General features: G+C 67.5%; 35 protein-coding genes. 9 read left to right on the top strand and 26 right to left on the bottom strand.

Annotation, left to right across the window (positions count from 1 at the left end; all coding sequences use genetic code 11):
- Positions 1-13 precede the first annotated feature (13 nt).
- The 4 genes from F624_RS0103035 to nifE form a co-directional block, all read right to left on the bottom strand.
- The gene (locus F624_RS0103035; RefSeq protein WP_019572784.1) at positions 14-541 is read right to left on the bottom strand and encodes a NifX-associated nitrogen fixation protein; all 528 of its coding nucleotides are present in this window, start codon (positions 539-541) and stop codon (positions 14-16) included.
- Positions 534-953 carry a nitrogen fixation protein NifX gene (gene nifX / locus F624_RS0103030; RefSeq protein ID WP_019572783.1) on the bottom strand — a complete coding sequence of 140 codons (420 nt, stop codon included), beginning with the start codon at positions 951-953 and terminating at the stop codon, positions 534-536. Before nifX ends, F624_RS0103035 begins: the two co-directional genes overlap by 8 nt.
- Before the next feature lie 40 nt (positions 954-993).
- A complete protein-coding gene (gene nifN, locus F624_RS0103025) occupies positions 994-2421 on the bottom strand; it encodes a nitrogenase iron-molybdenum cofactor biosynthesis protein NifN (protein ID WP_019572782.1) in 1428 nt (475 codons plus the stop codon).
- Positions 2422-2489: 68 nt separating this feature from the next.
- Complete coding sequence (gene nifE, locus F624_RS0103020; protein WP_019572781.1) at positions 2490-4049, bottom strand: nitrogenase iron-molybdenum cofactor biosynthesis protein NifE; 1560 nt, start codon at positions 4047-4049, stop codon at positions 2490-2492.
- A 246-nt stretch (positions 4050-4295) separates the two neighbouring features.
- Here nifE and F624_RS0103015 point away from each other — a divergent pair, with 246 nt between their 5' ends.
- The gene (locus F624_RS0103015; RefSeq protein ID WP_019572780.1) at positions 4296-4541 is read left to right on the top strand and encodes a hypothetical protein; all 246 of its coding nucleotides are present in this window, start codon (positions 4296-4298) and stop codon (positions 4539-4541) included.
- A 286-nt stretch (positions 4542-4827) separates the two neighbouring features.
- Here the strand turns inward: F624_RS0103015 and F624_RS34645 are convergent, their stop codons facing one another.
- The gene (locus tag F624_RS34645) at positions 4828-5001 is read right to left on the bottom strand and encodes a hypothetical protein (RefSeq protein WP_157443283.1); all 174 of its coding nucleotides are present in this window, start codon (positions 4999-5001) and stop codon (positions 4828-4830) included.
- A gap of 9 nt (positions 5002-5010) precedes the next feature.
- Between F624_RS34645 and F624_RS0103010 the strand changes: the two genes are divergently transcribed.
- Positions 5011-5838 carry a hypothetical protein gene (locus F624_RS0103010; RefSeq protein ID WP_157443282.1) on the top strand — a complete coding sequence of 276 codons (828 nt, stop codon included), beginning with the start codon at positions 5011-5013 and terminating at the stop codon, positions 5836-5838.
- Between the two features lie 159 nt (positions 5839-5997).
- On the opposite strand, the gene F624_RS0103005 is transcribed toward F624_RS0103010, so the two are convergent.
- The 8 genes from F624_RS0103005 to nifH all read right to left on the bottom strand — a co-directional run bounded on the left by F624_RS0103005 (position 5998) and on the right by nifH (position 13042).
- Positions 5998-6480, bottom strand: coding sequence for a ferritin-like domain-containing protein (locus F624_RS0103005; RefSeq protein WP_019572778.1), 483 nt, complete (start codon positions 6478-6480; stop codon positions 5998-6000).
- A gap of 123 nt (positions 6481-6603) precedes the next feature.
- Positions 6604-7563 (bottom strand): hypothetical protein, encoded by a 960-nt coding sequence (locus tag F624_RS0103000; RefSeq protein WP_019572777.1) that lies wholly within the window; start codon positions 7561-7563, stop codon positions 6604-6606.
- Positions 7564-7571: 8 nt separating this feature from the next.
- Complete coding sequence (locus F624_RS0102995) at positions 7572-7928, bottom strand: hypothetical protein (RefSeq protein ID WP_019572776.1); 357 nt, start codon at positions 7926-7928, stop codon at positions 7572-7574.
- A gap of 9 nt (positions 7929-7937) precedes the next feature.
- A complete protein-coding gene (locus F624_RS0102990; protein ID WP_245573540.1) occupies positions 7938-8471 on the bottom strand; it encodes a hypothetical protein in 534 nt (177 codons plus the stop codon).
- Positions 8472-8479: 8 nt separating this feature from the next.
- Positions 8480-8803, bottom strand: a complete 324-nt coding sequence (locus F624_RS0102985) for a hypothetical protein (protein ID WP_019572774.1) — start codon at positions 8801-8803, stop codon at positions 8480-8482.
- 158 nt (positions 8804-8961) lie between these two features.
- Positions 8962-10521 carry a nitrogenase molybdenum-iron protein subunit beta gene (gene nifK, locus F624_RS0102980; protein WP_019572773.1) on the bottom strand — a complete coding sequence of 520 codons (1560 nt, stop codon included), beginning with the start codon at positions 10519-10521 and terminating at the stop codon, positions 8962-8964.
- Between the two features lie 89 nt (positions 10522-10610).
- A complete protein-coding gene (gene nifD / locus F624_RS0102975) occupies positions 10611-12074 on the bottom strand; it encodes a nitrogenase molybdenum-iron protein alpha chain (protein WP_019572772.1) in 1464 nt (487 codons plus the stop codon).
- A gap of 92 nt (positions 12075-12166) precedes the next feature.
- Positions 12167-13042 (bottom strand): nitrogenase iron protein, encoded by an 876-nt coding sequence (gene nifH, locus F624_RS0102970; RefSeq protein WP_019572771.1) that lies wholly within the window; start codon positions 13040-13042, stop codon positions 12167-12169.
- A 394-nt stretch (positions 13043-13436) separates the two neighbouring features.
- On the opposite strand from nifH, the gene F624_RS32095 reads away from it, so the two are divergent.
- The 7 genes from F624_RS32095 (at position 13437) to F624_RS0102935 (ending at position 17056) form a co-directional block, all read left to right on the top strand.
- Positions 13437-13949 carry a group II truncated hemoglobin gene (locus F624_RS32095; protein ID WP_019572770.1) on the top strand — a complete coding sequence of 171 codons (513 nt, stop codon included), beginning with the start codon at positions 13437-13439 and terminating at the stop codon, positions 13947-13949.
- Positions 13942-14550, top strand: a complete 609-nt coding sequence (locus F624_RS0102960; RefSeq protein WP_019572769.1) for a hypothetical protein — start codon at positions 13942-13944, stop codon at positions 14548-14550. Before F624_RS32095 ends, F624_RS0102960 begins: the two co-directional genes overlap by 8 nt.
- 11 nt (positions 14551-14561) lie before the next feature.
- The gene (locus tag F624_RS0102955) at positions 14562-14900 is read left to right on the top strand and encodes a thiosulfate sulfurtransferase GlpE (RefSeq protein WP_019572768.1); all 339 of its coding nucleotides are present in this window, start codon (positions 14562-14564) and stop codon (positions 14898-14900) included.
- Positions 14897-15409: an ArsC/Spx/MgsR family protein gene (locus F624_RS0102950; protein ID WP_019572767.1), complete on the top strand. Its 513-nt coding sequence runs from the start codon at positions 14897-14899 to the stop codon at positions 15407-15409. The genes F624_RS0102955 and F624_RS0102950 overlap by 4 nt, the downstream gene beginning before the upstream one ends.
- Positions 15410-15435: 26 nt before the next feature.
- On the top strand, positions 15436-15669 hold the full coding sequence (locus tag F624_RS0102945) for an FmdB family zinc ribbon protein (protein ID WP_019572766.1): 234 nt from the start codon (positions 15436-15438) through the stop codon (positions 15667-15669).
- A 266-nt stretch (positions 15670-15935) separates the two neighbouring features.
- Positions 15936-16259 carry a hypothetical protein gene (locus F624_RS0102940; protein ID WP_019572765.1) on the top strand — a complete coding sequence of 108 codons (324 nt, stop codon included), beginning with the start codon at positions 15936-15938 and terminating at the stop codon, positions 16257-16259.
- Between the two features lie 80 nt (positions 16260-16339).
- Positions 16340-17056 (top strand): hypothetical protein, encoded by a 717-nt coding sequence (locus F624_RS0102935; protein ID WP_031253909.1) that lies wholly within the window; start codon positions 16340-16342, stop codon positions 17054-17056.
- Positions 17057-17187: 131 nt separating this feature from the next.
- Here the strand turns inward: F624_RS0102935 and F624_RS0102930 are convergent, their stop codons facing one another.
- The 13 genes from F624_RS0102930 to F624_RS0102870 form a co-directional block, all read right to left on the bottom strand.
- A complete protein-coding gene (locus F624_RS0102930) occupies positions 17188-17646 on the bottom strand; it encodes a hypothetical protein (protein ID WP_019572763.1) in 459 nt (152 codons plus the stop codon).
- A gap of 8 nt (positions 17647-17654) precedes the next feature.
- Entirely contained in the window at positions 17655-17951 is a 297-nt protein-coding gene (locus F624_RS0102925) for a 2Fe-2S iron-sulfur cluster-binding protein (protein ID WP_019572762.1), read from the bottom strand.
- Positions 17952-18019: 68 nt separating this feature from the next.
- The gene (locus F624_RS0102920) at positions 18020-18868 is read right to left on the bottom strand and encodes an SIR2 family NAD-dependent protein deacylase (protein WP_157443281.1); all 849 of its coding nucleotides are present in this window, start codon (positions 18866-18868) and stop codon (positions 18020-18022) included.
- Between the two features lie 9 nt (positions 18869-18877).
- On the bottom strand, positions 18878-20041 hold the full coding sequence (locus F624_RS0102915; protein ID WP_019572760.1) for a DegT/DnrJ/EryC1/StrS family aminotransferase: 1164 nt from the start codon (positions 20039-20041) through the stop codon (positions 18878-18880).
- A 2-nt stretch (positions 20042-20043) separates the two neighbouring features.
- The gene (locus tag F624_RS0102910) at positions 20044-20304 is read right to left on the bottom strand and encodes a hypothetical protein (protein WP_019572759.1); all 261 of its coding nucleotides are present in this window, start codon (positions 20302-20304) and stop codon (positions 20044-20046) included.
- A gap of 58 nt (positions 20305-20362) precedes the next feature.
- A complete protein-coding gene (nifT, locus tag F624_RS0102905) occupies positions 20363-20578 on the bottom strand; it encodes a putative nitrogen fixation protein NifT (protein WP_019572758.1) in 216 nt (71 codons plus the stop codon).
- Between the two features lie 57 nt (positions 20579-20635).
- Entirely contained in the window at positions 20636-21790 is a 1155-nt protein-coding gene (locus F624_RS0102900) for a cysteine desulfurase family protein (protein ID WP_019572757.1), read from the bottom strand.
- A gap of 33 nt (positions 21791-21823) precedes the next feature.
- On the bottom strand, positions 21824-22297 hold the full coding sequence (locus tag F624_RS0102895; RefSeq protein WP_019572756.1) for a DUF3024 domain-containing protein: 474 nt from the start codon (positions 22295-22297) through the stop codon (positions 21824-21826).
- Positions 22294-22587 carry a nitrogen fixation protein NifZ gene (locus tag F624_RS0102890; protein WP_019572755.1) on the bottom strand — a complete coding sequence of 98 codons (294 nt, stop codon included), beginning with the start codon at positions 22585-22587 and terminating at the stop codon, positions 22294-22296. Before F624_RS0102890 ends, F624_RS0102895 begins: the two co-directional genes overlap by 4 nt.
- Positions 22584-22949 carry a nitrogen fixation protein NifZ gene (locus tag F624_RS0102885; protein WP_019572754.1) on the bottom strand — a complete coding sequence of 122 codons (366 nt, stop codon included), beginning with the start codon at positions 22947-22949 and terminating at the stop codon, positions 22584-22586. Before F624_RS0102885 ends, F624_RS0102890 begins: the two co-directional genes overlap by 4 nt.
- Entirely contained in the window at positions 22942-23799 is an 858-nt protein-coding gene (locus F624_RS0102880; protein ID WP_051107279.1) for a 4Fe4S-binding leucine-rich repeat protein, read from the bottom strand. The genes F624_RS0102885 and F624_RS0102880 overlap by 8 nt, the downstream gene beginning before the upstream one ends.
- Positions 23796-24368: a hypothetical protein gene (locus tag F624_RS0102875; protein ID WP_019572752.1), complete on the bottom strand. Its 573-nt coding sequence runs from the start codon at positions 24366-24368 to the stop codon at positions 23796-23798. The genes F624_RS0102880 and F624_RS0102875 overlap by 4 nt, the downstream gene beginning before the upstream one ends.
- A gap of 15 nt (positions 24369-24383) precedes the next feature.
- Positions 24384-24785, bottom strand: a complete 402-nt coding sequence (locus F624_RS0102870; protein WP_019572751.1) for a HesB/IscA family protein — start codon at positions 24783-24785, stop codon at positions 24384-24386.
- Position 24786: the final 1 nt, after the last annotated feature.

Genomic DNA, 24786 nt, shown 5'->3' with positions numbered 1-24786 from the left:
TGGGTGAGCGGTTTCACGCCCCGTACTGGGCCACGGCCGGGTAGGTGCGGATCATGGTGATGGCCTCGTCGAGAAACTTGCCACCGGCCTCGGCCAGCTTGGCCAGCGACGGAAAGCCGAAGCGGTGCACATCGCGCAGCTGCTTGTTGACCACCACCAGGCGGCCGGCCAGCAGCACCATGCGGCCAAAGCCCTCGTGGCTCATCTTCATCATGGGCGAGACCATCTGGCCGGTCTCACGTTCGATGGCCACGGCGATCGCGTTGTAGAAGATGTCGAGCCGCCACAGGATCTCGGGATCGGGGTCGCCCAGGATGGGCAGGGCCCGGCGCTCTTCGGGGGTGAGGATGTAGGGGCGCAGCAGTTGCAGATCGGTCTTGCCGTCCCAGGCGCCATGGGTGTCCTGGGCGCGCAGCTGCTTGATCAGCTGCTGCACAAAGGGCTGGGCCAGAAAGGCCGCATCGTCGGTGCCGGCAGGCAGCTCGGCGGGCGCCGCAGCGTCAAGCTTGGGGGTGGGGGTGAAAGTGGTGGCATCAGCCATGTTGGACCTCATCGAGTTCGTCATCAAAATCGTGGGCGCGAGGCTGGTCTTTGGTCATGGCCTTGCGCAGCCAGGGCGGCGGCGTGCCCTTGAGCACGTCTTGCAGCTTGAGCAGGATCTCGCCGATCACCTCGGGCTGGGGCACCTTGATCGGGTGGATCTTCAGCGCCACCACCCGCGCCGCGCCCGAGCCGCCGATGGCGGCCACGTAAAGGATGGCGCAGTCTTTGATGGCTTCGAGCTTGGGGGCCAGCTTGTCTTCGTCGCCGTCTTCCTCGAGCTTGCCGTCGAAGTCGAAGGCCTCGACAAAGCGCGAGCCCTCGGGCGTCACGTCGTAGCAGAGGATGCTTTTGGCCCAGCCGAAGTGGGCGTCCACGCGGACCTTGTCCTGGGTGGCGAAGGCGACTTTCATGGGGTACTCCTGTTCTTCAGAGAGAGGCAATGGACGGGGCTCAGAAGCTGCAGGCCTGGGCCGGCGGTGCCGCCTGATGGGCGTCGAGCGCGATCGAGGCGAGGGTTGCGGTGCTGGTCGGGGAGCGGCTGGCCGCACGCTGGGCCTCGGGGCTCAGGGGCCAGTCGCCGGCGTGGTGGTGCGGCAGGTGCTCGATCATCAGGTTGGCGATCTCGAAGATCAGGTTCATGGTGCCGCGGTAGCCCACCATGCGCCGGTGCGAGTTGCCCACCCGGTCGAACATCGGAAACCCCACGCGCCACAGCGGCTTGCCCAGGTGCTCGGCCGCCTGGCGACCGTGCGAGTGGGTGATCAGCACGTCGCAATCGACGGCCAGGCGCTCCAGGTCTTCCAGGTCGCCCAGCAGCACTTCGGCAGCGGGCAGCAGGGCGTGGGCGGAGGACGCGGTGGTGCTGATGCACACGCTCAGCTCGGCGCCCATTTCATGCAGCAAGGCGCCCACGGCCAGCAGCAGGTCGGGCTCGGCCCCCAGGGCCACCTTGATGCCGCCGGTGTAGAAGTGCCCGTCGAGCATGGCGTCGAGCAACTGGCTGCGCTGGCGGCGCAGGCGGGCCGGCACAGGCTGGCCCGACACCTGCGACAGGCGCAGCAGCAGGCGGTCGTTGGGCTCCAGCCCGGTCAGGCGCTCAAACACCTCAAAAGGTGTGCCAGCAATGGCCTGCAGGGCCTGGGCCGCCTGCCGGGTCTGCTCGCCCACGCCCAGGGTGAAGGCCGAGGCCCCGGTGGCGCGGATGTCTTCCAGGCTGGTGCCGCCCAGGGTGGTGCCGCGCCAGTCGGGGGCGATGTGGCCGTCCAGCGAGCCCGACAGATCGGGCAGCACCACGGGCTGCAGGCCAAAGGCCTCGATGATCTCGCGCAGCTCGTCGATGTCGCCGGGTGAGAGGTGGCTGCCGGGCAGCAGCGTCACCTGGCGGGGCTGCACCGGCAGCGGCTTGACCAGTTGCTGCACCAGGCCGGTCAGGGCCAGGCGGTAGCCGTCTTCAAAGGCGCCCACGTAGTCGGGCGTGGACACATAGACGATCTCGGTGTCGGCCAGCTCGGGGTGGCGCTGGCGGGCGGTGACCAGAAAGCCCTCCACATCGTCGCCCTTGGTCTCGGTCAGGCCCGTTGAGCAGATGGCGATCAGGCGCGGTGCGGCGCGCTTGCGGATGTTGAGCAGCGCCGTGACCAGGTTGTCGTAGCCCCCCATGATGGTGGTCACCTCGTTCATGGCCGTGGTCTGCAGCGGAATGGCCTCTTTGAAGTGGCGCACCAGCAGCACCAGGCCGAACGAGGTGCAACCCTGCGAGCCGTGCATCACCGGCATGCAGTCGGCCAGGCCCAGAAAGGCCAGGCTGGCCCCCAGGGGCTGGCTCATCTTGAGCGGGTTGACGGTGCAGGCTTTCTTCGACTCGACGACCTTGGCCATGGTGGGGCTCTCCGGCTGGGTGGATGGGGTGGGCTGGCGGGCAGAAAGGCAGGCAAGCGTGGTAGGGCTCAGACCGGAATCTCTTCGGCGCTGAGGCCCAGCGACTGGGCCGCCACATCGCTCAGGTACTGGTGCGCCGCCGTAGGCAGGGGTTCGGGCGTGGGGCCGGGCAAGGCCGCAGCGCTGGCAAGGGCCGCATCCGGGCCGGCGGTGCTGGCCGGCACCGCGCCCAGGGTCTCGCCGTCGTCGCCCCAGGGCGCCGGGATGCGCACCTGCTGCCACACCGGGTTGAACAGGGCCCGGTCGATCTCGTGCACCAGCTCCACCATGCCTTCGTAACCGCCATAGGGGTGGTGGCGCTCCTGGTTGATGTCGAGCCAGGGCATGCGCGCCTTCAGGGCCACAAACTGCGAGCGCCCGCCTGACAGCATGATGTCGGCCCGTGCCTCGCGCAGCATCTTGTACATCTCGCGCGGGGTCATGTCGTCGATCATGTGGGCGTCGTCGCCCATGATCTCCTTGATCTTTTCCTTGTCTTCGCGCGTGCTCTTCTTGACGCTGGTGCCCACGATCTCAAGCCCCGCCTCTTGCAGGGCCGACACCACCGACCAGGACTTGACGCCGCCGGTGATCAGCAGCACCCGCTTGCCGCTCAGGCGGGCCTTGTAGCTGGCAATGCGCTTCCAGGCCCGGGCCTCTTCCACCTCGATCAGGCGCTCGGTGCGCTCCAGCAGTTCGGCATCGGCGCCCTGGCGCACCAGCAGCGTGGCGATCTGGCGCAGGGTGTCGCTCATGTCGCTGATGCCGTAGAACGAGCCCTCGAAGTACGGAATGCCGTAGCGCTGCTCCATGCGGGTGGCCACATTGATCATCGACTTGGAGCACACCATCATGTTGACCTTGGCGCGGTGTGCGCTGGCGATCTCGTTGTAGCGGCCATCGCCCGAGATGCACGACAGCACCCGGATGCCCAGGGCCTCCAGCAGCGGCCGGGTCTGCCACAGCTCGCCCACCAGGTTGTATTCACCGATGATGTTGATGTCCAGCGGGGTGGTGTACTCGGGCTCGCGGGTGCCGATCACGTAGTCGAGCAAGGCCTCGGCGCCCAGCTTGTTGCCCAGGTTCTTGGGGCCGGCAAAGCCCGGCGCGTTGACCGGGATCACCGGTTTGCCGAACTTGGCGCTGGCGCGCTGGCACACGGCCTCGATGTCGTCGCCGATCAGAGCGGTCACACAAGTCTGGTACACAAACACCGCCGGGGGGTCGAACTTCTCGATGATCTCGCGCACGCTGCGGAACAGGCGTTTTTCGCCGCCATAGATCACATCGAGCTCATGGATGTCGGTGGTGAAGCCGGTGCGGTAGATCTGCGAGCCCGACGAGGCCGAGTGCCGGTTGTCCCACGAGTTGCCCTCGCAGGCGATCGGGCCATGCACCAGGTGGGCCACGTCGGCAATCGGCTGCAGCGCGATCTTGGCGCCATCAAACGCACAGCCACCGGCGGCGGCGCCGGGCGAGAGCTGCTTGGTGCAGCCCTTCTTGCGCTCTTTCTCACTCTTGCCCTGGTTCTTGTCGCAACCGGGCTCTTCGAACACTTCGGCGATTTTCGCTTTGAGCGAGACGGACATGGGGCACTCCTGACGGCGGTGGGGTGGGTAGCCCCTCTTTGCAGATTTGGTGCCAACGACAAAGCGCACAAAAGCCCCCTGCCCCAGCGCCACCCAGCCCGCTCCGCCCTCGGGCTGGCGCCCTCGGCATGACACTTTTGAAGCGATTGAAGGGTTTGCGACACAAGGCGGCCGACTGGCGACCGACTGGCGGCCGCCCCTAGAATGGCGGCCTCTCTTCACCTCCCGCCCCCCCATCAAGCTGCCATGCCCGCCACCGAACTCACCGTGACCCCCGCCGGCCAAGTGGCCGGCAAACACCTGCTGATCCCCAGCGGCCCCGAGGGCACCTTTTACCCCCACATCCAGGACTGGGTCACCGCCCAGCGCAAGGCCGGCAAGGTGGTGCGCGACGTGAGCTCGGAGGTGCTGGTCAAAGGCATCAAGCAGTGGGCCGCGTATGAGCACAAGGCCGGTGGCAAGACGGTGCGGACGGTGTTCAAGATCACTTGAGGGGCGATCTGGCGCGCTTTGTTCGCCCACCTTCAGCTCAGAGCGCCACAGTACGCCTGCCATCAAGGCAAGCTGCAAGGCGCGGCAGCCTTTCGTTTAGGATCAAATCCAGACCGCAGGCCCTGTCAAAAAAGAGGGCCCACCACCTGAACGGAGGACCTTGATCATGGCAAAAGCCCATCTGAAACGTTGCCTGGCCGTCGCATTGATGGCAGCCTCACTGGGGCCCTCTGTCTCACCAGCCTTTCAGGTTCTGCCCCGCATCAGCGACGTTGACCGAAAGCTCTCAAGCCTGGGTAGCAACCAGCTCATCGACAGCCTCGGGCAATGGTTGGTTGGCAATGCGCTTCCCATGATCAAAAGCCCGGTTCATGAGGCCATCACCCTCAACGCCCTTGATTGCGAGGCTCAGCCAGGCGCTGAAAAAGAATGCCTGACCACCGAAGCGGTCCGTGCCCACCAGGTGCTTTTGTACGGCGTGCGCTGGCCTGACGATCCGCCGTTCGCACTGAACCGCGCGTCGCCGCCGCGGATTGCAGACTGCGACCCCAGTGTCACGCTGCGCTCCACCGCCCAGCCCAAGTGCTGGAAGGGGCTCTTCTCCGATGCCGACAAGACCGCCAAGCAGCGCATGGCCAGCCGGCCCGGTGAGCCGGCTTTCGGCCCAGGCGACTACCTGCTGTACCGATCCCATTTTGGTGACCTGCAGTTCTTCCATTCGATGGCCGCATACGACGGAGAAACTGCCGCTGAGACCCAGCAACGCATGCGCATGTGGGCGCAGTTCCTGTGGGGGGTGGCGACCAAGTCGATTCCGACCGACCACTTCATCCGGACCCTCGGCATAGCCCCGCTGACGCCCTATTTCCCCGGCGACATGACGGCCACCAATCTATTTGCCACCGGTATCGTCGAGGTCCGAAATGACCTCGACCAAGTGGCTCTGGGTGTTTTGCTGCACATGCTCCAGGACAGTTTTTCACAGGCCCATGCAGGCCGGGCCCCTGAGAGCGGAGCCGCCTGCGAAAGGATGGCGCGGTTTGCACAGCCCGGCAAGATCCGCCAGTTCTACAGTTACGCGGGGCAGGTGGGCAGCCTGCATGACCACGAGGACACCTTCAAGGCACTGGGCCTGCAAACCTTGCAGGTCAGCCCAAGCGTCGTGGATGCCAGCCGTGCCTTGCTGACCTTGTGGAAGGAAAACGCGCCCTGGAGCGAGGCCGAGAAATACTTCGATTGCGCCTTCGCGCTGGAGACACCCGATGCCCCGGCGGGGCCCGGCCCATTCACGCACTGAGGCCATGTCGGGTCAGTCGGTGTGAGGTCCTGCAGATCCACGCCTGCAAAGCGAACGAAGTGCGGCGGAGGTTCCGCACAAAAATCGAAACGATCATTTCGAAACCGAAACTGATCGCGGTTCAGCACGGCAAAACGAAGCGCTTGCTTCTATTTTTTCTCAGCCCTCCACCGGCAACGGCAGCCCCGCCCGTTGCAGATCCGCCCAGCGCTGCAGCTCCAGCACGTGGGCGCTTTCTTCGTCGACAAACTCGCGTGCCAGGGCACGTATTTCGGGGTCGGTGGTGGCGTCGAGCACCTGCTGGTAGAAGTCGCGGCCCGAGGTTTCGGCTTGAAGGGCCACTTGCAGCGCCTGCTCGGGGCCCAGTTGGGGGTCGGCGGCCCAGATGGCGGCGGCCTCGGGGCTTTCGAGGCCGGGCCAGCTGAAATCCTCCGCTTTCAGCGCGGGCAACTGGCGGTAGGCGGCGCGGGCCCGGGCGTCTTGCAGGTGCAGCAGCGAATAGTCGGCCAGGCGCCTGAACAGCCGGGCCACGGGGCGGTTGCCGGCGCTTTGCATGGCGTCGGCCAGTTCGCCGAAGCGGCGGGCGGCCTCGCTCTCCAACTGGATGGAATGGGCCAGAAAGCGTTCGATGTCGGTGTGCATGGTGTGTGCGTGCCTTTGCGGGTTCGGGATGCGTGAATCGGGAAAGGTGAATCTGGGGGTTGGGGACGTGTGCGTCGGGTGGGATGCGTGAAACTGATGCAGCGGGTGGGCCTTGGCGGCGTGTCAGCGTCGTGGCGGGCTCGGTGGAGGGTGCTGTGCCTGCGCGGGCAGCTCGTGCAGCAGCAGTTGGCGCAGGCAGGCCAGTTGGGCCTGGTGCCAGGCTGGGTGCCAGGCCGGGTCGGGCCGTGCACCGGACCCTGCACCGGACAGTGCGTTGGGCCGTTCGCCGGGCTGCGCCGCAGGTGCAGGCACGGCCGCCACGGCGGCCTGCATGCGCTGCCACCAGCGGGCCTGCACAAAGCGGGCGCCAGCTCGGCCGGTGGCGGCCTCGTGCTCCAGCTGGCAGAGGTGCAGCAGGGTCGTCAAGGGTGCGGGCTGGCGGGGTTGACCAGGCGGATGGGCTTGCTGGGGCAGCCCCAGCGCCTGCAGCACTTGCAACACGGCCTCGGGCTCGCCGTCGGCCAGGTGCAGCAGCGGGTCGCGGTGCTGCATCAGCTGCCGGCACAGTTGCAACTGGGCCTGGGGCAGGTCCATGCGCTCGCACAGCGCAGCCAGGGCGGCTTGGGCGACCTCGCCCGGGCGCGCCAGCAGGCGCCGGTAGCCCCACTGCCCGCCTTCGGTCTGGGCCCAGCCGATGCGGTGCAGCAACCCGGCCAGGCGCTGCTCCAGCGGGGCGCCGCTGGCGGCCAGCTTGCCCAGCACCCGCAGTTGCACCTCGCCGGCGTTCGGGGCGGCCGTGGCCGTGCCACTGTCGGGCAGGGCTTGGCTGAACAGCAGATCCAGCTCGGGCAGAAAGCGCTTCAGGCCGCCACAGGCGCGCAGGGCCTCAAAAAAGCCGCGGGGGTACGGCGCCATCAGCGCGCGGCACAGGCTTTGGCCACGCTGCCCGGGGCTGAGCTGCTCCAGCCGGTTCATCTGCACCAGGCAGCTCATCCAGGCCAGGTCTTGCGCGTCCAGGCAGGTGGCCTGGGTCTGCGCCGCAGCCAGCGAGAGGCGGATCAGGTCTTGGCCGGTGCCGGTCATGGGGGCGCTCACAGCTTCATGTCGAACCACACGGGGTGGCGCTGGCGCAGCTGGTGCAGCATGTCCAGCGTGGCGGGCACCAGGGCATTGAGGGCGTACCACACGGCCTCGCGGCGGGGGCTGCCGGGCTGCTCCAGCAGGGCCTGCAGGGTGCCCCAGCCGTGCCAGTCGAGCTGGGGCAGCTGCAGTTGCAGGGCTTCGGGCAGGTGCGACAGGGTCTGGGCCATGATCAGCAGTTGCTGCTCCAACTCGGCCAGGGTGTTGGGGCTGGCGAACAGCTCGGCCTCGTCCTGCAGCTCACGCAGCAGCAGGGCCAGGGTGCGACCACCCGACTGCAGGATGGCCAATTGCATCAGCGCCAGCACGGCCTGCCCCTATTGGTTGTCGGCCAGCACTTCCAGTGCCACCAACTGCTGGTACAGGGCGCGGCGGGCGTGCCAGTGCGCAGGCCCCACCAGGGCCGGGTCGCCACCCTCGAAGGCGTGCAGGGCCTGCTCGTCGCTCCAGTAGACCGTGGTGCGGCCCGGGCGGGCGGCCAGGGCGGCCTCCAGCGCCTGGCGCAGGCTCACGGGTTCAGCCTGCAGCATGCCGCGCCCCAGCAGGTGGTCGGCGCGGTACAGCGGGGTGTCGTAGCCATGGCGCTGGCCCAGCGCACACAGGGCCGGAAACCGCGCCTCGGCCTCGGGGCCGGGGGGCAGCTCGGCCAGCAGCTCCAGCCATTCGCGGGCGCTTTGCTGGTCGTAGATCTCCCAGGGCTGCAGGCTGTCGGTGGCGGCCACCTTGCGGGCCAGGTCGGCCTCGTCGTAGGCAAACCAGGCGCGGGGCTCAGCCCGGGGCTGGGCTGGGGCAGTTGCCTCGACCTGTATCTCAGCCTGTACCTCGGCGGGGCGCTCCAGGATGTAGATCATGGCGCGCTTCACTCAACGCCATCGGCCTCGGCCTTGGCCCACAGGGCCCGCCGGATGCGCTGGTTGATGCCCGAGGGGCTGGCGTCGAACTGGCGCTGCTCCTGCGTCAGGGCGCCCTGTGCGGTGGCGGCCTCGCTGAGGGTGAGCGGCAGGCGGCCGGCCACATAGGCCGCATCGGGCATGACGCGGGCGATGGCCTGGCGGTTGGGGTGCTCGCTCAGGGGCACCAGCACCGTGGTCTCGGGCACACCGGCCAGGCACAGCTGGCCGCCGATGACCTCGACGCGACGCCCGTCCTGGGTGGTCTTCACATAGGTGACGTGGGGGTTCATGAAGGCGCCTCCTCGGTGGGCTTGGGCGACGGGGCCAGGGGGTTGGGATCAGGGTGAGATCGGGGTGGGATCGGGGTAGATCCTGCCGGGCCCGGTCGGCACGGGCCACCCACCCGGGGTGGCCCGAGGACCTGGGCCCGTCAACGTCAACGTCAACGTCAGCGGATGATGTCGAACGAGTAATCGGTCTTGGAGGCCACGTTGGTGTTGGCGTCCAGGGTTTCGAAGAACTCGTCGAGCAGGGTCACCAGCACGCGCAGGCCGCCGTCATAGCCCCAGGTGGGGTAGCGGTGGTAGTGGTGGCGGTCAAAGATCGGGAACACCATGCGCACCAGCGGGGTACCGGTGTCGCGCTCCAGGTACTTGCCGTAGGTGTTGCCGATCAGAAAATCCACCGGCTCGGTGAACAGCAGCGAGCGCAGGTGCCACAGGTCGCGCTTGGGGTAGACCTTGCAGCCAGCGCCATAGGGCGAGGCGTCGAACAAGGCCTGCACCCGCTTGGCCCATTCTTCGTTGCCGTTGGTGGCCACCACATGGGCCGGCTCGGCGCCCAGCTCCAGCAGGAACTGCGTGTAGCCCAGCATCTGGTCGGGGTCGCCGTACAAAGCGTAGCGCTTGCCGTGCAGGTGGGCCTGGCTGTCGGCCATGGCGTCGACCAGTTGGCCGCGCTCCAGCTCCAGCTCGGCCGGCACAGGCTTGCCCGTGAGGCGCGAGATGGCCAGCAAGAAGTCATCGGTGCCGGCCACGCCCACGGGGGCATTCAGCACCACCACTTCCTGGCCGTGTTCCTTGATGAACTTGGTGGTCTTTTCGCTGCAGAACTCCTGGAACACGATGGTGGCCTTGGCATGCAGGGCGCGCTCCACCTCTTCCTTGGTGGTGCCGCCTTCGTACATGCGGAACTCACCATCGGTGGGGGTGTTCCAGTTGCCCGAGGGGTCGCACAGCACGTTCACCTGCACGCCGAACAGGCTGAAGATGCGGCGGATCTCTTTCATGTTGCCGACCACAAAGCCGTCAAAGCCGCCGATGAAGTTGATGCTCTCGTCGGGCACGCGGGTCAGCGGTGCGGTGGTGCCGGCCTTGCCATCCCAGAAGTGCTTGAGGATGCCCAGCAAGGCGTTGTCGTAGCCGGTGATGTGGCTGCCCACAAAGGCCGGGGTGTGGGCAAAAGGCACGTCGTAGGCCTCGGGCACGCTGCCCTTTTGCTTGCTGTTCTTGATGAAGGCGTCCAGGTCATCGCCGATCACCTCGGCCATGCAGGTGGTGGACACCGCGATCATCTCGGGCTTGTACAGGTTGTAGGCGTTGGCCAGGCCATCGATCATGTTGTTCAGGCCCCCGAAGACGGCGGCGTCTTCGGTCATCGACGAGCTCACGCACGAGGTGGGCTCCTTGAAGTGGCGCGAGAAGTGCGACCGGTAGTAGGCCACGCAGCCCTGGCTGCCGTGCACAAAGCTCAGGGTCTTGTGAAAGCCGTTGGCCACGTACACGGCGCCCAGCGGCTGGCAGGCCTTGGCCGGGTTCACGGTGAGTGAGTCGCGGGCAAAGTTCTTTTGCTTGTAGTCTTCGGTCTTGGTCCACTCGATGACCTGCTTGACGGTGTCGTCGGAGTGGTTGAACTCGAAGTTCTCTTTCTTGCTTCGGAAGATTTCCTGGTACTCGGGCTCACGGAACAGCAATTCGTGGTCGAGGATCTTGTCGGCGGATTGGGGCATGACGGGCTCCGGTAAACGAGAGGGGGTTCAGGGGGCCCCGGGCGCGGGGCACCCGGGGCGCTGGCGGTGGCTGGCGGTGGCTGATGGGATCAGGCGGCCTTTTTCCAGGGCGCCTGGGTCAGGCCCCAGATCGGGCTGGAGATGGCCATGTCCATGTCGCGCGCAAAGATCGCGAAGCCGTCATAGCCGTGGTAAGGGCCCGAGTAGTCCCAGCTGTGCATCTGGCGGAAGGGCACGCCCATTTTCTGGAACACGTACTTTTCCTTGATGCCCGAGCCGACCAGGTCGGGCTTGACCTGTTCGACGAACTTCTCGAACTCGTAGCCGGTCACGTCGTCATAGATCAGCGTGCCGTCTTTCACGTAGTGGGTGGTGCGCTGGTAGTCGTCGTTGTGGCCGAACTCGTAGCCCGTGCCCACCACTTCCATGCCCAGGTCTTCGTAGGCGCCGATCACGTGGCGCGGGCGCAGGCCACCCACGAACAGCATGACCTTCTTGCCTTCCAGGCGGGGCTTGTACTTGGCGATCACCGCGTCCATCAGGGGGCGGTAGCGGGCGATCAGCTTCTCGGCATTGGCCTTGATGGTGTCGTCGAAGTGGCTGGCGATCTCGCGCAGGCTCTTCTCGATCATCGAGGGGCCGAAGAAGTTGTACTCCACCCATGGGATGCCGTATTTTTCTTCCATGTGGCGGCTGATGTAGTTCATCGAGCGGTAGCAGTGCAGCACGTTGAGCTTGGCCTTGGGGGTGTTCTCCAGCTCGGCGATGGTGCCGTCGCCCGACCATTGCGCGATCACGCGCAGGCCCATCTCTTCAAGCAGGATGCGGCTGGCCCAGGCGTCACCACCGATGTTGTAGTCGCCGATGATGGCCACGTCGTAGGGGGTGGAGACAAAGTCGGGGCGCTTGTTGGGGTCGACCTTGTCGAACACCCAGTCGCGGATCGCGTCGTTGGCCAGGTGGTGGCCCAGCGACTGGCTCACGCCGCGAAAGCCTTCGCAACGCACCGGCACGATGGTGTGGCCTTCGTACTGCTTGGCCTTCTTCTTGGAGACGGCTTCGATGTCGTCGCCGATCAGGCCGATCGGGCACTCGGACTGGATCGAGATGCCCTTGTTGAGCGGAAACAGTTCCTGGATCTCGTCAATGATCTTGTCGAGCTTCTTGTCACCGCCGAAGACGATGTCTTTTTCCTGGAAGTCCGAGGTGAACTGCATCGTCACGAAGGTGTCGATGCCGGTGGTGCCGATGTAATAGTTGCGGCGGGCAGCCCACGAGTACTGGCCGCAGCCCACCGGGCCGTGGCTGATGTGGACCATGTCCTTGATGGGGCCCCACACCACGCCCTTGGAGCCCGCGTAGGCACAACCCCGGATCGTCATGACGCCGGGCAAGGATTTGATGTTGGACTTGACCCCGCAATCGGGCTTGCCGTCCTCGAAGGTGCCCAGGTGCTTGGCGCGCCGCTTGGCCATCTTTTCAGGGTAGGCCTTCAGCACTTCATCGATCAGGGCCTTGTTCGCGGCCTTGCGTTCTTCAACGGTGGCGGTCATGGAGAGCTCCGGTTAGATAGTTGTCAGTGAGAGTCGGGCGCGGGGGCAGGCCCTCGTGAGGTGGGGCCCTGCGCCCCGCACCCGGGGGCCCTTCAGGCGGCCACGGCCGACTTGCCGACTTGCGACTCGTCGATCTGCTTCATGATCCCGTGCTCCATCAGCAGGTCTTCCAGCTGGTCCATGGTGATGGGGGTGGGGATGGTGCCGTTGCCAGCGTTGTTGTGCACCTTGGTGGCCAGTTGGCGGTACTCGTCGGCCTGCTTGGAGTCCGGGGCGTACTCGATCACGGTCATGCGGCGCAGCTCGGCGTGCTGCACGATGTTGTCGCGCGGCACGAAGTGGATCAGGCGCGAGCCCAGCATCTTGGCCAGCGATTCGGCCAGCTCCAGTTCCTTGTCGGTCTGGCGCTCGTTGCACACCAGGCCACCCAGGCGCACGCCGCCCGAATTGGCGTACTTCAGAATGCCCTTGGAGATGTTGTTGGCCGCGTACATGGCCATCATCTCGCCCGACATGACGATGTAGATCTCTTGCGCCTTGTTTTCGCGGATGGGCATGGCAAAGCCGCCGCACACCACGTCGCCCAGCACGTCGTAAGAGACGTAGTCGACACCGTCGTAGGCGCCGTTTTCTTCAAGGAAGTTGATCGAGGTGATCACGCCGCGGCCGGCGCAGCCCACTCCGGGCTCCGGGCCACCGGATTCGACGCAACGGATGTCCTTGTAGCCGATCTTCATCACGTCCTCGAGCTCCAGGTCCTCCACCGAGCCGGCTTCGGCCGCCAGTGACAGGATGGTGTCCTGGGCCTTGGCGTGCAGGATCAGGCGGGTCGAGTCGGCCTTGGGGTCGCAGCCGACGATGAGGATCTTCTGACCGAGTTCGGTCAGCGCGGCCAGCGTGTTCTGGGAGGTGGTGGATTTGCCGATGCCGCCTTTGCCGTAGAAGGCGATTTGCCGAAGTTTAGACATTGCAGTACTCCATTCAGGAAGGGTTGAGAACCAAGGTAGCGAACTCGCGACCATGTCAGCCTGGCGTGCCTGTTGGTCTTCTTCTATCGGGTCACGTTGGGCCGGACTTGTGTCCGCGCACTGGTTCTTTGCACCTTCTGTGCCATGCCGAAATCACGGTGTTCCAGCCCGATCAGCGCGCTGTTTACGACAAAACGACACCAACATGTCGGCTTGTGGCGGGCTTGGCGGGCGCTTTGTCCGGCCTGCTGCAGCGCTTTGTTCCGTTTGCGACAAACCGGGCCCGGCCAGCCCCACACCGCTGAGGCGGGCGCGCCCCAAGGGCTGTTTTGTCGCGTTTGGTGGCCGCCCACGCGCGCGCCTGGCCTGGTACGGTCATTGCAGAAAGAGGGGCATGAGCACGCTGCCCCACCCCACGGCCCCTGCCGAGTCAGCCCCCCCGTTGCCCCCCCTATCGGCGCCCGTGGGCGCGCCGGTGTCAGCCCAGGTATCGCACTACCAACAGCTGGGCGGCCTGGCCCGGGTGCAGGCCCTGGTCGAGGCCTTCTATGCGCAGATGGACCAGCGCCCCGAGGCGCAGGTGATTCGCGCCATGCACCCCGCCGACCTGGGCCCGGTGAAGGCCGTGCTGGTGAGCTACCTGTGTGAATGGCTGGGTGGGCCGCGTGACTACAGCGCACAACGCGGCCACCCGCGCCTGCGCATGCGCCACCAGCCCTTTGCCATTGGCAACGCCGAGCGCGATGCCTGGCTGAACTGCATGCAGGCCGCCCTGCTCGCCACCGAGGTTCCCCCTGGCCTGCGCCAAGCGCTGATGCAGGCCTTCTCCAAGACCGCCGACCACCTGCGCAACCGCGCGGCCGGCCCCTCTGTTTCCTCCACCCTTCCAAGGACTGACCATGACTGAAACCCTGGTGCGCAAACCCATTGAAGACACGGCCCTGGGCCCGCTCGATGCCGATGGCCGACTGCTGAACCCCGTGCTCAAGGCGCCCACGGCCAAGCCCGGGCGGGTCGGCTTCCGGGGCGAGCTGGCGCTGCGCTTTGCCGCCAAGCTGGCCGACGAGGCCCGCCCCCCCGAACTGACCTGCGACCAGGTGATGGCCGTGGCCCAGGTGGGGGAGGCCCACCTGCCCTTCTTTGCAGGCTACCTGCTGAGCTTCGAGCACCTGAAGGACGTGGCCGAGGTGCTGGGCGACAGCCTGAGCGCAGGCGGCAAGTACTTTCTGTTCTGCAACAACATCGACCTGTCGAAGAAGTACCAGGTGCCCTACCGCGGCGCACTGTTCTATGTGCTTCCCATCGACGAGTCGACCGTCTACAACGAGCTGCTCGACCTGCTGTACCTCGAAAAGAGCGAGCTCAAGAAAAAGGACACCGCCGGCAAGCTCGACGCCGTGGCCGATGCGGCGCTCAAGTACGACGTGACCTTTGACACCATCACCTACGCCGAAGGCCTGAGCCTGATGGGGCCGGTGCGCAACCCCAACGAAAACCGCCCGGTCTGAGCGACGGCGCCATGCGCGGCCCCCGCCTCTTCCGCCGGCTCACGCTGGCCGAGCTGGAGCGCTGGTGCGCCAGCCGCCCCCACGCCCTGGTGCTGGATGCGCGCGACCCGGGCAGCCACCAGCGCGATGGCTGGGCCGGCTCGGTGCGCCTGGGCCCGCACAACCAGGACGCGCTGCTGCTGCAGACCGATCGCAAGCGCCCCATCCTGATCTACTGCCACCACGGCCACGCCAGCCAGACCTGGGCCCAGATGTTTGCCGACTTCGGCTATGTGGACGTGTGCGACCTGGTCGGCGGCCACGCGGCCTGGGCCCAGGCCCACCCCCTGCCCCCGGAGGAGCCCGCATGAGCCACATCGTCTTCTACGAAAAGCCCGGCTGCGGCGGCAACGCCCGGCAGAAGGCCGCGCTGCGCGCCGCCGGCCACACCCTGGAAGTGCGCGACCTGCTGCGCACCGCCTGGACCCCCGACACCCTGCTGCCCTTTCTGCAGGGCCAGCCCGTGCCCAGCTGGTTCAACCGCGCGGCGCCCCGCATCCGCCAAGGCCTGCTCGACCCCGACACCCTGAGCGCCGATCAGGCCCTGGCCTGCCTGCTGGCCGAACCCCTGCTGATACGCCGGCCACTGATGCAGTGCGGCCCCCAACACCACCTGGGCTTTGTGACCGAGGCCGTGCACGCCTGGGTGGGCCTGGGCCCCAGCCTGGCCACGCTGCCGGGGAGCACGGGGCTGGAGGGCTGTGCCCACCCCCACCCCCATGGCCATGCCCACGCTCATACGCCCCCTCACACCGAATCGACCACCCCACCGGGCCCCGAGGCCGGCCGCTGCGCCAGCCCGCCCCCGCTCGCCGCCTGATGCCCCACCACACAAGGACCCTCGCCATGCCTCTTTACGACTACCACTGCCCGGCCTGCGGCCACCGCTTTGAAGCCCTGGTGCGCGCCGGCAGCACCCCCGCCTGCCCCCAATGCGGCAGCAGCGCCCTGGAGCGCCAGATCAGCGCCCCGGTGCCCCCAGGCCAGAGCAAGGCCATCATCGCCTCGGCCCGCCGCCAGGTCGCACGCGAAGGGCATCTGAGCAACTTCTCGAAGGCCGAGCGCGGCAAGCTGGGTTGAGGTCAATGTTCGAGACATTGGACCTTTGGCGATTCCGATACAGACGAGCCCCTCAGCCGCCAGACGTTTGATTTCTCTTTCCTTCAAGCCCCGTTCAACAGCAACAGCCCGGGCATCACCCTGCAAACATTGCTAACGGATTGAAGCTTGGCCAACGGCAAGAATGGTGGGTGCCAGACGGGCTTGAAGCGGTTTGTCTTGCCCTTTTGAAGCGGGCTGCCTGGCCGGGCGAGCGCTTCGTGGGCAGGTAGGGACGAGGCCATCACATGCTGGCCATCCGCCTGGACCGGTCCCAGAAATTGGGACACCAAGTGGCACAGCAGGCAAGCCCCCCGAGGCAAGCAGAAGGAGACAGCATGAGAGCAACAACAAATCCACCGACCCCCGACCCCGAGTTTGCTGACGACTACGTGGTGCACCAACCCAGCCAATATTCGGTCACAAGAGGCGTCACCTCAACGGGCGAGGTCCTGTACCTTCTGACCTTCATCGACTCGATGCTTGTGCCTGTGATCTCAGGAGACCACCACAGTGCGAGAGAACAAAAGCTGATCAGAACCACTGTTCAGATGTCGAAGAGCTTTTTTTGAACACATGGTGAAGACTGTGGAATCCCTGGAACCCAGGGCAGCCACAGCCATGCCAGCAGGTACCGCGGAGGGCAAGCCCCATGCCGGCAACGGTTGAGGTGCCCTTCGACCCCAGATTTCAGCGGTTTCTGCAGATGGCCACGTCCCATTCGCAGATCGAGCCCACTGAACGAATTCAGTTTGATGCTGCGCATGGAGCAGGCCCCAAAGGAACCGTTCATCTGGTCTATTCGTCGGCTACCGGCGTGTCCCCCCATGTGCGACAACTTGAGCAGGGCATCGGCAAAGCAGAAATGGACCTCACTGAGATCCGCATGCCATGCGGTGAAGTACAAACAAAAGCTGACGCCTATACTGGTGAAACCATGACATCCCCTTCTCGCGAAGAGATTGCCCTTCAGTTCCAGAACGCCCGGCTGCAGGTCGACAAAGACTTGCTGGCTGCCAGGCAGGCGGAAGCCGAATTCCGTGCCGAGATCAAAGTCATGATCGCCCACCAGGGTGAAACCTTTCAAACCCTGCGTTCAGACATCAACAAGGCAGTGGGTGAAGCTGGGCTGAATGTGGAGCGCCTGCGCACTGAGATGCACAAAGAGTCGTCCGTCAATCTGCGCTGGATTGTGTCGACCATGATTGCCCTTGGCTTGGCAACAGCCGGTGCCGTCTCGTGGGTCGTGAAATCCGGCATGGAGGGTCGTTCTGCCACCACCGCCACAGCCCTGGTTACAAAATCTGTTGCTGATGGAACAACCCACACGGAAACGACGACTCAAGCAGCCCCGCGTCCAAACCAGTAGATGCCCAGCCAGGCTTTGCCAGCGTTTTTTTGCGGTGACTGAAGGGCATTGGGGGCATGAGGCCTTGCCCACCAAATCGCGCCGATGTCCGCAGGCACCGCTCTGAGTCGCCCCCTCACCGAGAGCACTCCTCACAACCCGATGCGAAACCACCGCGGCTGCTGTTGGCGGTAGAAGCGCAGCCACAGCAAGGTGGCAGGCACCAGCGATTCGACAGCGAACCACAGCGCCTCGTCCAGCGCGGGGCCGGCGGGGGCGCGCAGGCGTGGAGCCAGGGCAGCCCAGCCGGCCCAGTCCAGCTCGGGCATGGCGGTCTGAACGGCCGCGTCCAGCTGGGTGGCCGACAGGGTCAAAGTGCTCAACTGGCGTAACACTTCCGTGCGGGTCAGGCGCGAGCCCAGCAGCTCATCGCGGGTCAGGCCTTCACACAGCACCAACACGCCCTGGGCGGCCTGCTCGATCAGGCCCAGCAAGGCCCCGGTGGCCCAAGGCGAAGGGCCTGAGAGATCGATCTCGTCCGGGGTGGAAGGCCCAGGGGTGGAACGGGCCTGCGGGGTGGCGCCCGGCTTGGCCGGGCCGGGGCCGGTCACCGGCCGCCTCAGACGAAGCTGAGCAGTTCGACGGTGGCAGGCTCGGTGCCCAGCACCACCTGGCAGGCCAGGCGCGACTTGGAGCTGACGCCCACCAGCGCGTCGAGTTTCTCGTTTTCGAGCTTCTGGATCTTGGACAGGCCCTTGCGCCCTTCCTGGATGAACACATGGCAGGCGCCACATTTGGCCTGCCCATCGCATTTGCTGGCGATCACCTCGCCAACGGCAAGCAGGGCCTGCAGCAGGGTGCTGCCGGCAGTGGCTTCGTAGGTTTTGCCCGAGGGCAGGACGGTCAGTGCAGTCATGGTGGTACTCAGCTCAAGGCTGGTTCTGGTTGAGGAAAGGGGTGACGGGGCAACGGTGGGCCAGGCGCTCAGGCGGTGGCGGTGTCCTGCAAGGCCTCCACCAGGCCGGCGGCAAAGCTGGCCAGCGGCTGGGCGATGCGGGTGATGCCCTGCTCCTGCAGAAAGCGCGCCTCCATGCGCGTGGGTTCGTCGGGCAGCACGGCCCAGTGCTGGGCGCTGGAGCGCTTCATGATCTGGCGCGCAAAGCTGCGTGTGAGCTGGTCATCGAAGCGGCAGCCCAGAAACAGAAAATGCCGCCCGCTGCGCCAGGCCTGCACGGCCGCCGGGATGGGGGTCTGGATGTCGATCTCGGTCAGCACCTCGACATAGTCGCTGTCAGACACCAGGTAGTTGCCGGCCGGCGCATGGGCCCCGATGGGCTTGTAGAGAATGGGCTGCGCGCCGCCCGGGGCCTGGGGCAGGAACTCGCCGTTGGCGGCATAGGCGCCCGTCCAGTGGCCGAAATGTTCCGATTGCGACAGGCCCTGCAGCTGCAGCCAGCCGCCCTCGGGCCGCACCTGGGCCAGCGCGGTGGCCAGGGTGTCGTCGTACCAGCCATCGACCAGCAGGCCGGCATTGCTGCGCGCCAGGGCCAGGTGCAGGGCCGAGGGCGTGGTGGGCGCGGCAAAGGCCTGGTTCATCAGGTGCACCACCGATTTGCGGTGCTTGAAGTTCTCGATGAACTGCGCCGCCTGCGTCAGCCGCTTGCGGATCTTGTGCGGCACGCTGACCTGCGAGGTCATCAGCTCGGCCAGGGCCAGCGGCGTGGCCGGCACCGGGGCCTCGGGGCACAGGGCCAGCATGCCCGGGCCGAGGTAGGGCACGATCAGGCCCTTGTCAAGTTGCTCGGCCAGGGTGGCCATCAGAGGTGTGTTCATGGGCGGCTTTCACAGGTAGATGGCGGCCCCGGCACCGACATTGGTGGCGGTGTCCTTGAGGGTCTTGACGATGTACTGGATGTGCTCCGGCCCCAGGCCGCCATGCAGCGGCAGGGCCAGGGCGCGGTCACCGATGCGCTCGGTATCGGGCAGCAGGCCGCGCTTGCGGCCGATGGTGTCGCCGGCGTTCATGTAGAAGAACTGCTGGTGCAAGGGGTGGCTGTAGGCCGCGCTCTCGATGCCGCAGGCGCGCAGGTCGTCGATCATCTGGGTGCGGGCGCTGGCGGTGAAGCGCTTGCCCAGGTGCACCACGTAGAGCATCCAGTGCACCTCGTCCACGTCTTCGCCCAGGTAAGGGGGCTTGATGCCTTCAAAGCTCTGCATCTGCTCGTGGTACCAGGTCTCGACCTGCTTGCGCTGCAGCAGGCGCTCGTCCAGCGACGCCAGCTGGGCCAGGCCCAGGGCGGCGCTCAGCTCGCTGAGGCCGGCCTGCAGGGGCACGCGCGAGCCCACCGACACCGAATGCCGGTCGCTCAGCCGGCGCTGGCGCAGGTAGCGCAGCTCATGGGCCAGTTGTTCGTCGTCGGTCACAACCATGCCGCCCTCGCCCGTGCACAAGGCCAGGGGGGACGAGAAGTCGAACACCGCCAGGTCGCCAAAGCTGCCCACGGTCTGGCCGCCGTAGCGCGAGCCCAGCGCCTCGGTGCTGTCTTCGATCAGCGCCAGGCCGTGGGCCTGGGCCAGGGCCCGCAGCGGCCCCCAGGCGGCCGGGTGGCCATTGGTGTTGCCGGCCAGCAGGGCCCGGGTGCGCGGGCCGATGCGCAGCGCGGCCTTGTCGGCGCTCAGGCAGCCGCTCCAGTAGTCGATGTCGGCAAACACCGGGGTGGCACCGCACAGCGTGATGGCCTGGGCCACCTGGTGCCAGGTGTGGGCCGCGCACACCACCTCGTCGCCCGGCCCGATGCCGAGGGCGCGCAGGGCCATCCAGGTGCCCAGGGTGCCGCTGGCCACGCCCACGGCATGGGCACGGCCCACCCAGCCGGCAAAGGCCTGCTCAAAGGCTTCCAGCATGGGGCCGTCGCTCCAGCGGCCCGAATCGAGCACGGCCTGGATCAGCGCGCTCTCCTGCGGGCCGGCCTCGGGCTCGAACAGGGCGATGGTGTCGGTCTGCATGCTCAGACCTCGGTCAGGATCAGCGCCGAGGCCTGGGCCGGCTCCTGCGTGATCTGCCAGCAATGGCCGTCGCTGGCGGCCAGGTAGACGCGGCGGGCGCCCAGGATCAGCGTGGGGGCCTCGTCGCGCATGTCAAAGGCGTCCACCACCAGGGCGCGGATTTCGGGGTGGTGGGCGCGCCACAGCGCGGCGGCATCGCGCAGGCTGGAGGCGGCACCCACCAGCTGGCTGGCTTCGTGCAGGTGTTCGGGCATCAGGCTCATGGGGGGCTCCTGGGGTGGCGGGGGATCAGGACGGATTCAGCCGGTGATCAGCTGAAGATCACTCGGCGGCCGCGATGCGGCGGGCCTCGACGGTGATGGGCAGTGGCGTGTCGGGCGCCATGGCCGGCAAGTCAAGCTGCCAGCCATTGCCCAGGGTGACCAGGCCCCCCCACATGCCGGGCTCGACCATGGAGACGATGGGCTCCTCCAGGTCCTTCTTGGGCACATAGGCACTGAGCTGGCCTTTGCTGTCTTTTCGGATCATGACTTTCATGGGGGGCCTCTCGTTGGGTTCGGGGTTAAGGGAAGGGGGTGAGCGCTGTCGTGGCCTTCAGTGGCAGGCCTGGGCTTCGTGCAGCAGCGGCGCCAGCAGGGCCGGCAGGCCTTGCAGCACGGCGTTCACGTCGTCGGCCGTGCTGTCGCGGCTCATCGACAGGCGCACGGCCGCCAGCGCCTGCTCGCGCGGCACGCCCATGGCCGACAGCACATGCGAAGGCTGGCTGCCGCCCGAAGAGCAGGCAGCGCCCGACGAGGCCGCCACGCCGAGGCGGGCCAGGCGTTGCAGCACCGTATCGGCCGCCAGCAGGCCCACACGCAGGTAGCTGGTGCCCGGCAGCCGGGCCAGGCCCTGGCCCCACACCTGCAGCTCGGGCAGGGCCTGGGCCAGGCCCTGCTCCAGCGCATCGCGCAGGGTGGCCTGGCGGCGGGCTTCGGCGTTCACCGCCCCCGCATCGCCCAGCTGGCTCAGGGCCGTGGCCAGGCCCACGATGGCGGGCAGGTTCTCGGTGCCGCCGCGGCGCCCGCGCTCCTGGCTGCCCGGCACGGGCGAATGGAAGGCCAGGCCCTGGCGCAGCAGCAGGCCGCCCACGCCCTTGGGGCCATGGAACTTGTGGGCCGAGAAGCTGACCGCGTCGGCCGCGCAGTCGTCAAACCGGAAGGGCAGCTTGCCCAGCCACTGCGTGGCGTCGGTGTGCAGCAGCGCGCCGGCCTGGCGCGTCAGGGCGGCCACCTCGGCCAGCGGCATCAGCACGCCGGTCTCGTTGTTGGCGGCCATGAGCGACACCAGGGCCACCTCGGGGTTGATCAGCTCAGTGGCAGCCCGCAAGTCGAGTGCCCCGTCGGGCCGCACCGGCAGCCAGCCCACCGACACCCCCTGGGCCACCAGGCTGCGGGCCAGGGCCAGGTGGGCGCTGTGCTCCACCTGGCTGAACAGCACGCGCCGGCGCCCCACCGGCGCGCCGGCCAGCAGGCCGCGCACGGCCAGCTGGTTGGACTCGGTCGCGCCGCTGGTGAACACCAGCTCGGCCGGCTTGCAGCCCAGGGCCTGGGCCGCCTGCTGCCGCGCCTGGGCCAGGCAGCGGCGCGCCTCTTGCCCTGGCGCGTGTTGCGACGAGGCATTGGCCCAGTGCTGCGCCATGGCCTGGGCCATGGCCTGCAGCACGGCGTGGCTGGGCGCGGTGGTGGCGTTGTGGTCGAGGTAGATCATGGGTGCTGCGTTTCAGGCGGGTGGCGGGTGCGCTCAGGGCCAGAAGACCCGCTGCGGGTCCTGGCACAGCAGCGCCAGCAGGGGTTGCAGCGCCTCGTCTTCGGCTTGCGCGGCCCAGCAGCCGGCGGTGTGGTCGCGGGCATACAGGGTCCAGCCCCGGCCGCCGCGCGAGGTGCCGGGCTGCAGCAAGGCGATGTCGATCACGCCGCCGCTGCGGTCGATGTTGCGTGAGCAGCAGGGGCTTTCGATGCGCACGCCCTCGCCTTCGCGCAGCACCCGTGGCTTCACGTAGCGGTAGCGGCTGCGCTCGCCCAGCACGCGCTGCACCTGCCGGATCAGCAGGTCCATCACGCGGCTGCCTGCCGGGGTGGCGGGCTGGGCGGCCATGCCCGAGGGCATCTCACGCCGGCGCGCCTGCAGGGCGCGCAGCATCTGGCGTATCTGCTGCGGTGGCCGCAGCGGCCGCAGGGGGCGAACCTGGGCGCCGCCCACGCAACGCCCGGTCATGCCGGCACCTCGTCGGTCTCGGGCAGCAGGCCGGCCGGGGCCGGGGCCAGTTCGACCTCCAGGCAGCCCACCACGGCATGGGCAAACTGCACCAGGTAGACGGGCTCGTTGAGCTCGACGGCGTGTCCGATGTTGACCACCTCGCCCACGCTGCCGCGCGGCGCCAGCAGGGCATCGGGGGCGCACTCGGGGTGGCTGCCGTCGTTGACCAGGTCGTCCAGCGCAATCACGCGCTGGCCCCAGGCATACACGGCGCTGCGGGCTTCGATCGGCAGTGGGGGGGTGGTCATGGCAGGTCCTCCTTGGGGGCGGGTGGCAGGCCCAGGTGGTTCAGCGCCTGGGCCTTGTCGCCCAGTTGCTGCAGCACCTCGTCGGGCAGGTGGTCCAGGGTGCACAGTTCCTTGGCCCGCATGCCGACCCGGTGGCCCGAGTCGACAAAATCGACGGCGTAGATGTAGAACTGCTGCAAAAAGGTGTTGATCTGGGTGACGTAGCCGATCTCGCCGCGCTGCACCAGCACGGCGCCGATGTCCAGGCCGTTGTAGGTGCCGTCGTTGCGCACCACCGAGCGCGCCACCACCCGCTCGCCAAAGCCGAAGCGCGGGGGCGAGGCGATCTCGATCAGGTCATCGTCACGGTTGATGTCAGCCATGGGCGTTGCTCCGGTGGGTGGAGGGGCCAGCCTGGGGGGCCGGGGCCAGAGGCAGGCGCTGGCGGGCGGCCGCGCGCACCTCGGGGTCGTCGTCGTTCAGCAAGGGGGCCAGGGCGGCGGGGGCGGCACGCTGGGCCACCTCCCAGCGCACGCGCCAGTCGGGGTCGCCCAGCAGCCGGGGCAGCAAGGCGGTGGGCAGGCGCTGGGCCACGGCGCGGCGCACCTCGCCTTCGGGGTCGTCGGCCAGGGCCAACAGCGCGGGCATCTCCAGCCGCTGCGCCACGCGCAGGCGCACCGCCCGGTCGGGGTCGTGGGCCAGCGCGCTCAGCAGGGGCAGCGGCAGCCGGGCCGCCACGCATTCGCGCACGCCATAGTCGGGGTCGCGCAGCAACGGGCCCAATTGGGCAGGATCGATGCGCTGGGCCACGCGCAGGCGCACCTCGCGGTGCGGGTCCTGCGCCAGCATGGGCAGGTGGGCCAGCAGTTGGGCGATCGGCAGCCTTTGCACCACCTGCATGCGCACGGTCTCATCGGGGTCACCCAGCAGGGCCGGCAGGCGGAACACGCTGGCGTGGCGCACAGCGATCGCACGCACTTCGAAATACGGGTGCTGCAACTGGGCGTCGGCCAGCCCGGGGTGCCAGCTCAGAAAGCGGCTGATGCGCCGGGCGTAGGCATCGTGCAGGCAGGCGTGGCCGGGCTGGCAGCCCTGGCGGGGTGGGCGCTGCAGCAGATCGCGCTGCGCGCAGGTGCCGCAGTCCAGGGCAGCACCTGACCAGTGCCGCAGCGGGATATCCACGTCAGAGACGTCAGCGGCTTCTGTCGATTCAGCGGCGTCAGCGGTGCTCATGAGCGGGGCCTCCAGCCGCGCACCGGGTCGCCCTCTTGCCACAGCGGGGTGTCGGGGTCTTCGCCGGCCTCGCGGCGCTCCAGCACCTGCAGCAGCAGCGAGCCACCGACATGGTCTGCCGGGTCCAGCCGGCGCAGCTCGCCCAGCATCAGCCAGGCCTGGGGCCAGTCGCCCAGGCGCAGGTTGAGGTAGGCCAGGCCCTTGAGGGTGAAGAGGTAGAAGCGCACCGCGGCGTCGTGGCGGGTGGCCTCGTCGCTGGGCGGCACATCGCCAAAGTCCGGGCCCAGCGCGTGGCGCGCCATGGCCAGGGCGTCTTCGCCGGCGGCGCGGGCCAGGGTCAGCTCGTGTGCATAAAAATGAAAGCGGTACACGGCAATCACCGGCACCGGGTGGCGCGGGGCCAGCTGCCGGGCCTGTTGCAGGCAGCGCAGGGCCGCCTCGGGTTGCTCGCGCAACTGGCCTGCCTGTTCGATCAAGGCCAGGGCTTCGGGCCCCAGGCCGGCGCCCACCACGCTGTCGGCAAAGGCCGCCAGCGCCTGTTCGTCGAAAGCCAGGGGGGCGAAGCTCATGGCGCGGGCCCTGCGTCAGGACAGCAGGCTGGCCGGGCGGCCGCGGCTGATCGAGCCGATCTCGATGCGCGCCACGCCCGGGGGCGCGGCCTCGGCACTGCTGCTGCAGGCACAGGCCGACTGCTTGGGGTTGACGAAGGTGAGGCCGGACTTGGTCGGGGTGTCGGCAAAGTCCATGGTCACGCCATCGAGCAGCAGGCGGCTTTCGGCCGGCAGGAAGATCTTCAGGCCCTGGTGTTCCAGGGTCTGCTCGCCTTCACGCGGGGCCGGTTCGGCGCTGAACTCGGCGTTGTAGCCCGAGCAGCCGCCTTCGCTGACCAGCAGCCTGAAACCTGCGCCCTCGGGCAGGCCCGAGAAGCGGACGATGCGCCGCATGAATTTGTCGGCGGCGGCGGTGATTTGAATGTTGGGCAGCATG

Source organism: Curvibacter lanceolatus ATCC 14669 (assembly GCF_000381265.1).
In the GTDB taxonomy this organism is placed as follows: Bacteria; Pseudomonadota; Gammaproteobacteria; order Burkholderiales; family Burkholderiaceae_C; genus Curvibacter; species Curvibacter lanceolatus.
Note: the sequence above shows the minus strand (reverse complement) of the source record. Positions and strands in the feature narration are given on the sequence as shown.

Bases quoted from the DNA above. Each gene is read 5' to 3' on its own strand.
- F624_RS0103035 (WP_019572784.1), bottom strand. From the start codon at position 541: ATGGCTGATGCCACCACTTTCACCCCCACCCCCAAGCTTGACGCTGCG.
- nifX (WP_019572783.1), bottom strand. From the start codon at position 953: ATGAAAGTCGCCTTCGCCACCCAGGACAAGGTCCGCGTGGACGCCCAC.
- nifN (WP_019572782.1), bottom strand. From the start codon at position 2,421: ATGGCCAAGGTCGTCGAGTCGAAGAAAGCCTGCACCGTCAACCCGCTC.
- nifE (WP_019572781.1), bottom strand. From the start codon at position 4,049: ATGTCCGTCTCGCTCAAAGCGAAAATCGCCGAAGTGTTCGAAGAGCCC.
- F624_RS0103015 (WP_019572780.1), top strand. From the start codon at position 4,296: ATGCCCGCCACCGAACTCACCGTGACCCCCGCCGGCCAAGTGGCCGGC.
- F624_RS0103005 (WP_019572778.1), bottom strand. From the start codon at position 6,480: ATGCACACCGACATCGAACGCTTTCTGGCCCATTCCATCCAGTTGGAG.
- F624_RS0103000 (WP_019572777.1), bottom strand. From the start codon at position 7,563: ATGACCGGCACCGGCCAAGACCTGATCCGCCTCTCGCTGGCTGCGGCG.
- F624_RS0102990 (WP_245573540.1), bottom strand. From the start codon at position 8,471: ATGATCTACATCCTGGAGCGCCCCGCCGAGGTACAGGCTGAGATACAG.
- F624_RS0102985 (WP_019572774.1), bottom strand. From the start codon at position 8,803: ATGAACCCCCACGTCACCTATGTGAAGACCACCCAGGACGGGCGTCGC.
- nifK (WP_019572773.1), bottom strand. From the start codon at position 10,521: ATGCCCCAATCCGCCGACAAGATCCTCGACCACGAATTGCTGTTCCGT.
- nifD (WP_019572772.1), bottom strand. From the start codon at position 12,074: ATGACCGCCACCGTTGAAGAACGCAAGGCCGCGAACAAGGCCCTGATC.
- nifH (WP_019572771.1), bottom strand. From the start codon at position 13,042: ATGTCTAAACTTCGGCAAATCGCCTTCTACGGCAAAGGCGGCATCGGC.
- F624_RS32095 (WP_019572770.1), top strand. From the start codon at position 13,437: ATGAGCACGCTGCCCCACCCCACGGCCCCTGCCGAGTCAGCCCCCCCG.
- F624_RS0102960 (WP_019572769.1), top strand. From the start codon at position 13,942: ATGACTGAAACCCTGGTGCGCAAACCCATTGAAGACACGGCCCTGGGC.
- F624_RS0102955 (WP_019572768.1), top strand. From the start codon at position 14,562: ATGCGCGGCCCCCGCCTCTTCCGCCGGCTCACGCTGGCCGAGCTGGAG.
- F624_RS0102950 (WP_019572767.1), top strand. From the start codon at position 14,897: ATGAGCCACATCGTCTTCTACGAAAAGCCCGGCTGCGGCGGCAACGCC.
- F624_RS0102945 (WP_019572766.1), top strand. From the start codon at position 15,436: ATGCCTCTTTACGACTACCACTGCCCGGCCTGCGGCCACCGCTTTGAA.
- F624_RS0102940 (WP_019572765.1), top strand. From the start codon at position 15,936: ATGCTGGCCATCCGCCTGGACCGGTCCCAGAAATTGGGACACCAAGTG.
- F624_RS0102935 (WP_031253909.1), top strand. From the start codon at position 16,340: ATGCCGGCAACGGTTGAGGTGCCCTTCGACCCCAGATTTCAGCGGTTT.
- F624_RS0102925 (WP_019572762.1), bottom strand. From the start codon at position 17,951: ATGACTGCACTGACCGTCCTGCCCTCGGGCAAAACCTACGAAGCCACT.
- F624_RS0102920 (WP_157443281.1), bottom strand. From the start codon at position 18,868: ATGAACACACCTCTGATGGCCACCCTGGCCGAGCAACTTGACAAGGGC.
- F624_RS0102915 (WP_019572760.1), bottom strand. From the start codon at position 20,041: ATGCAGACCGACACCATCGCCCTGTTCGAGCCCGAGGCCGGCCCGCAG.
- F624_RS0102910 (WP_019572759.1), bottom strand. From the start codon at position 20,304: ATGAGCCTGATGCCCGAACACCTGCACGAAGCCAGCCAGCTGGTGGGT.
- nifT (WP_019572758.1), bottom strand. From the start codon at position 20,578: ATGAAAGTCATGATCCGAAAAGACAGCAAAGGCCAGCTCAGTGCCTAT.
- F624_RS0102900 (WP_019572757.1), bottom strand. From the start codon at position 21,790: ATGATCTACCTCGACCACAACGCCACCACCGCGCCCAGCCACGCCGTG.
- F624_RS0102895 (WP_019572756.1), bottom strand. From the start codon at position 22,297: ATGACCGGGCGTTGCGTGGGCGGCGCCCAGGTTCGCCCCCTGCGGCCG.
- F624_RS0102890 (WP_019572755.1), bottom strand. From the start codon at position 22,587: ATGACCACCCCCCCACTGCCGATCGAAGCCCGCAGCGCCGTGTATGCC.
- F624_RS0102885 (WP_019572754.1), bottom strand. From the start codon at position 22,949: ATGGCTGACATCAACCGTGACGATGACCTGATCGAGATCGCCTCGCCC.
- F624_RS0102880 (WP_051107279.1), bottom strand. From the start codon at position 23,799: ATGAGCACCGCTGACGCCGCTGAATCGACAGAAGCCGCTGACGTCTCT.
- F624_RS0102875 (WP_019572752.1), bottom strand. From the start codon at position 24,368: ATGAGCTTCGCCCCCCTGGCTTTCGACGAACAGGCGCTGGCGGCCTTT.
- F624_RS0102870 (WP_019572751.1), bottom strand. From the start codon at position 24,785: ATGCTGCCCAACATTCAAATCACCGCCGCCGCCGACAAATTCATGCGG.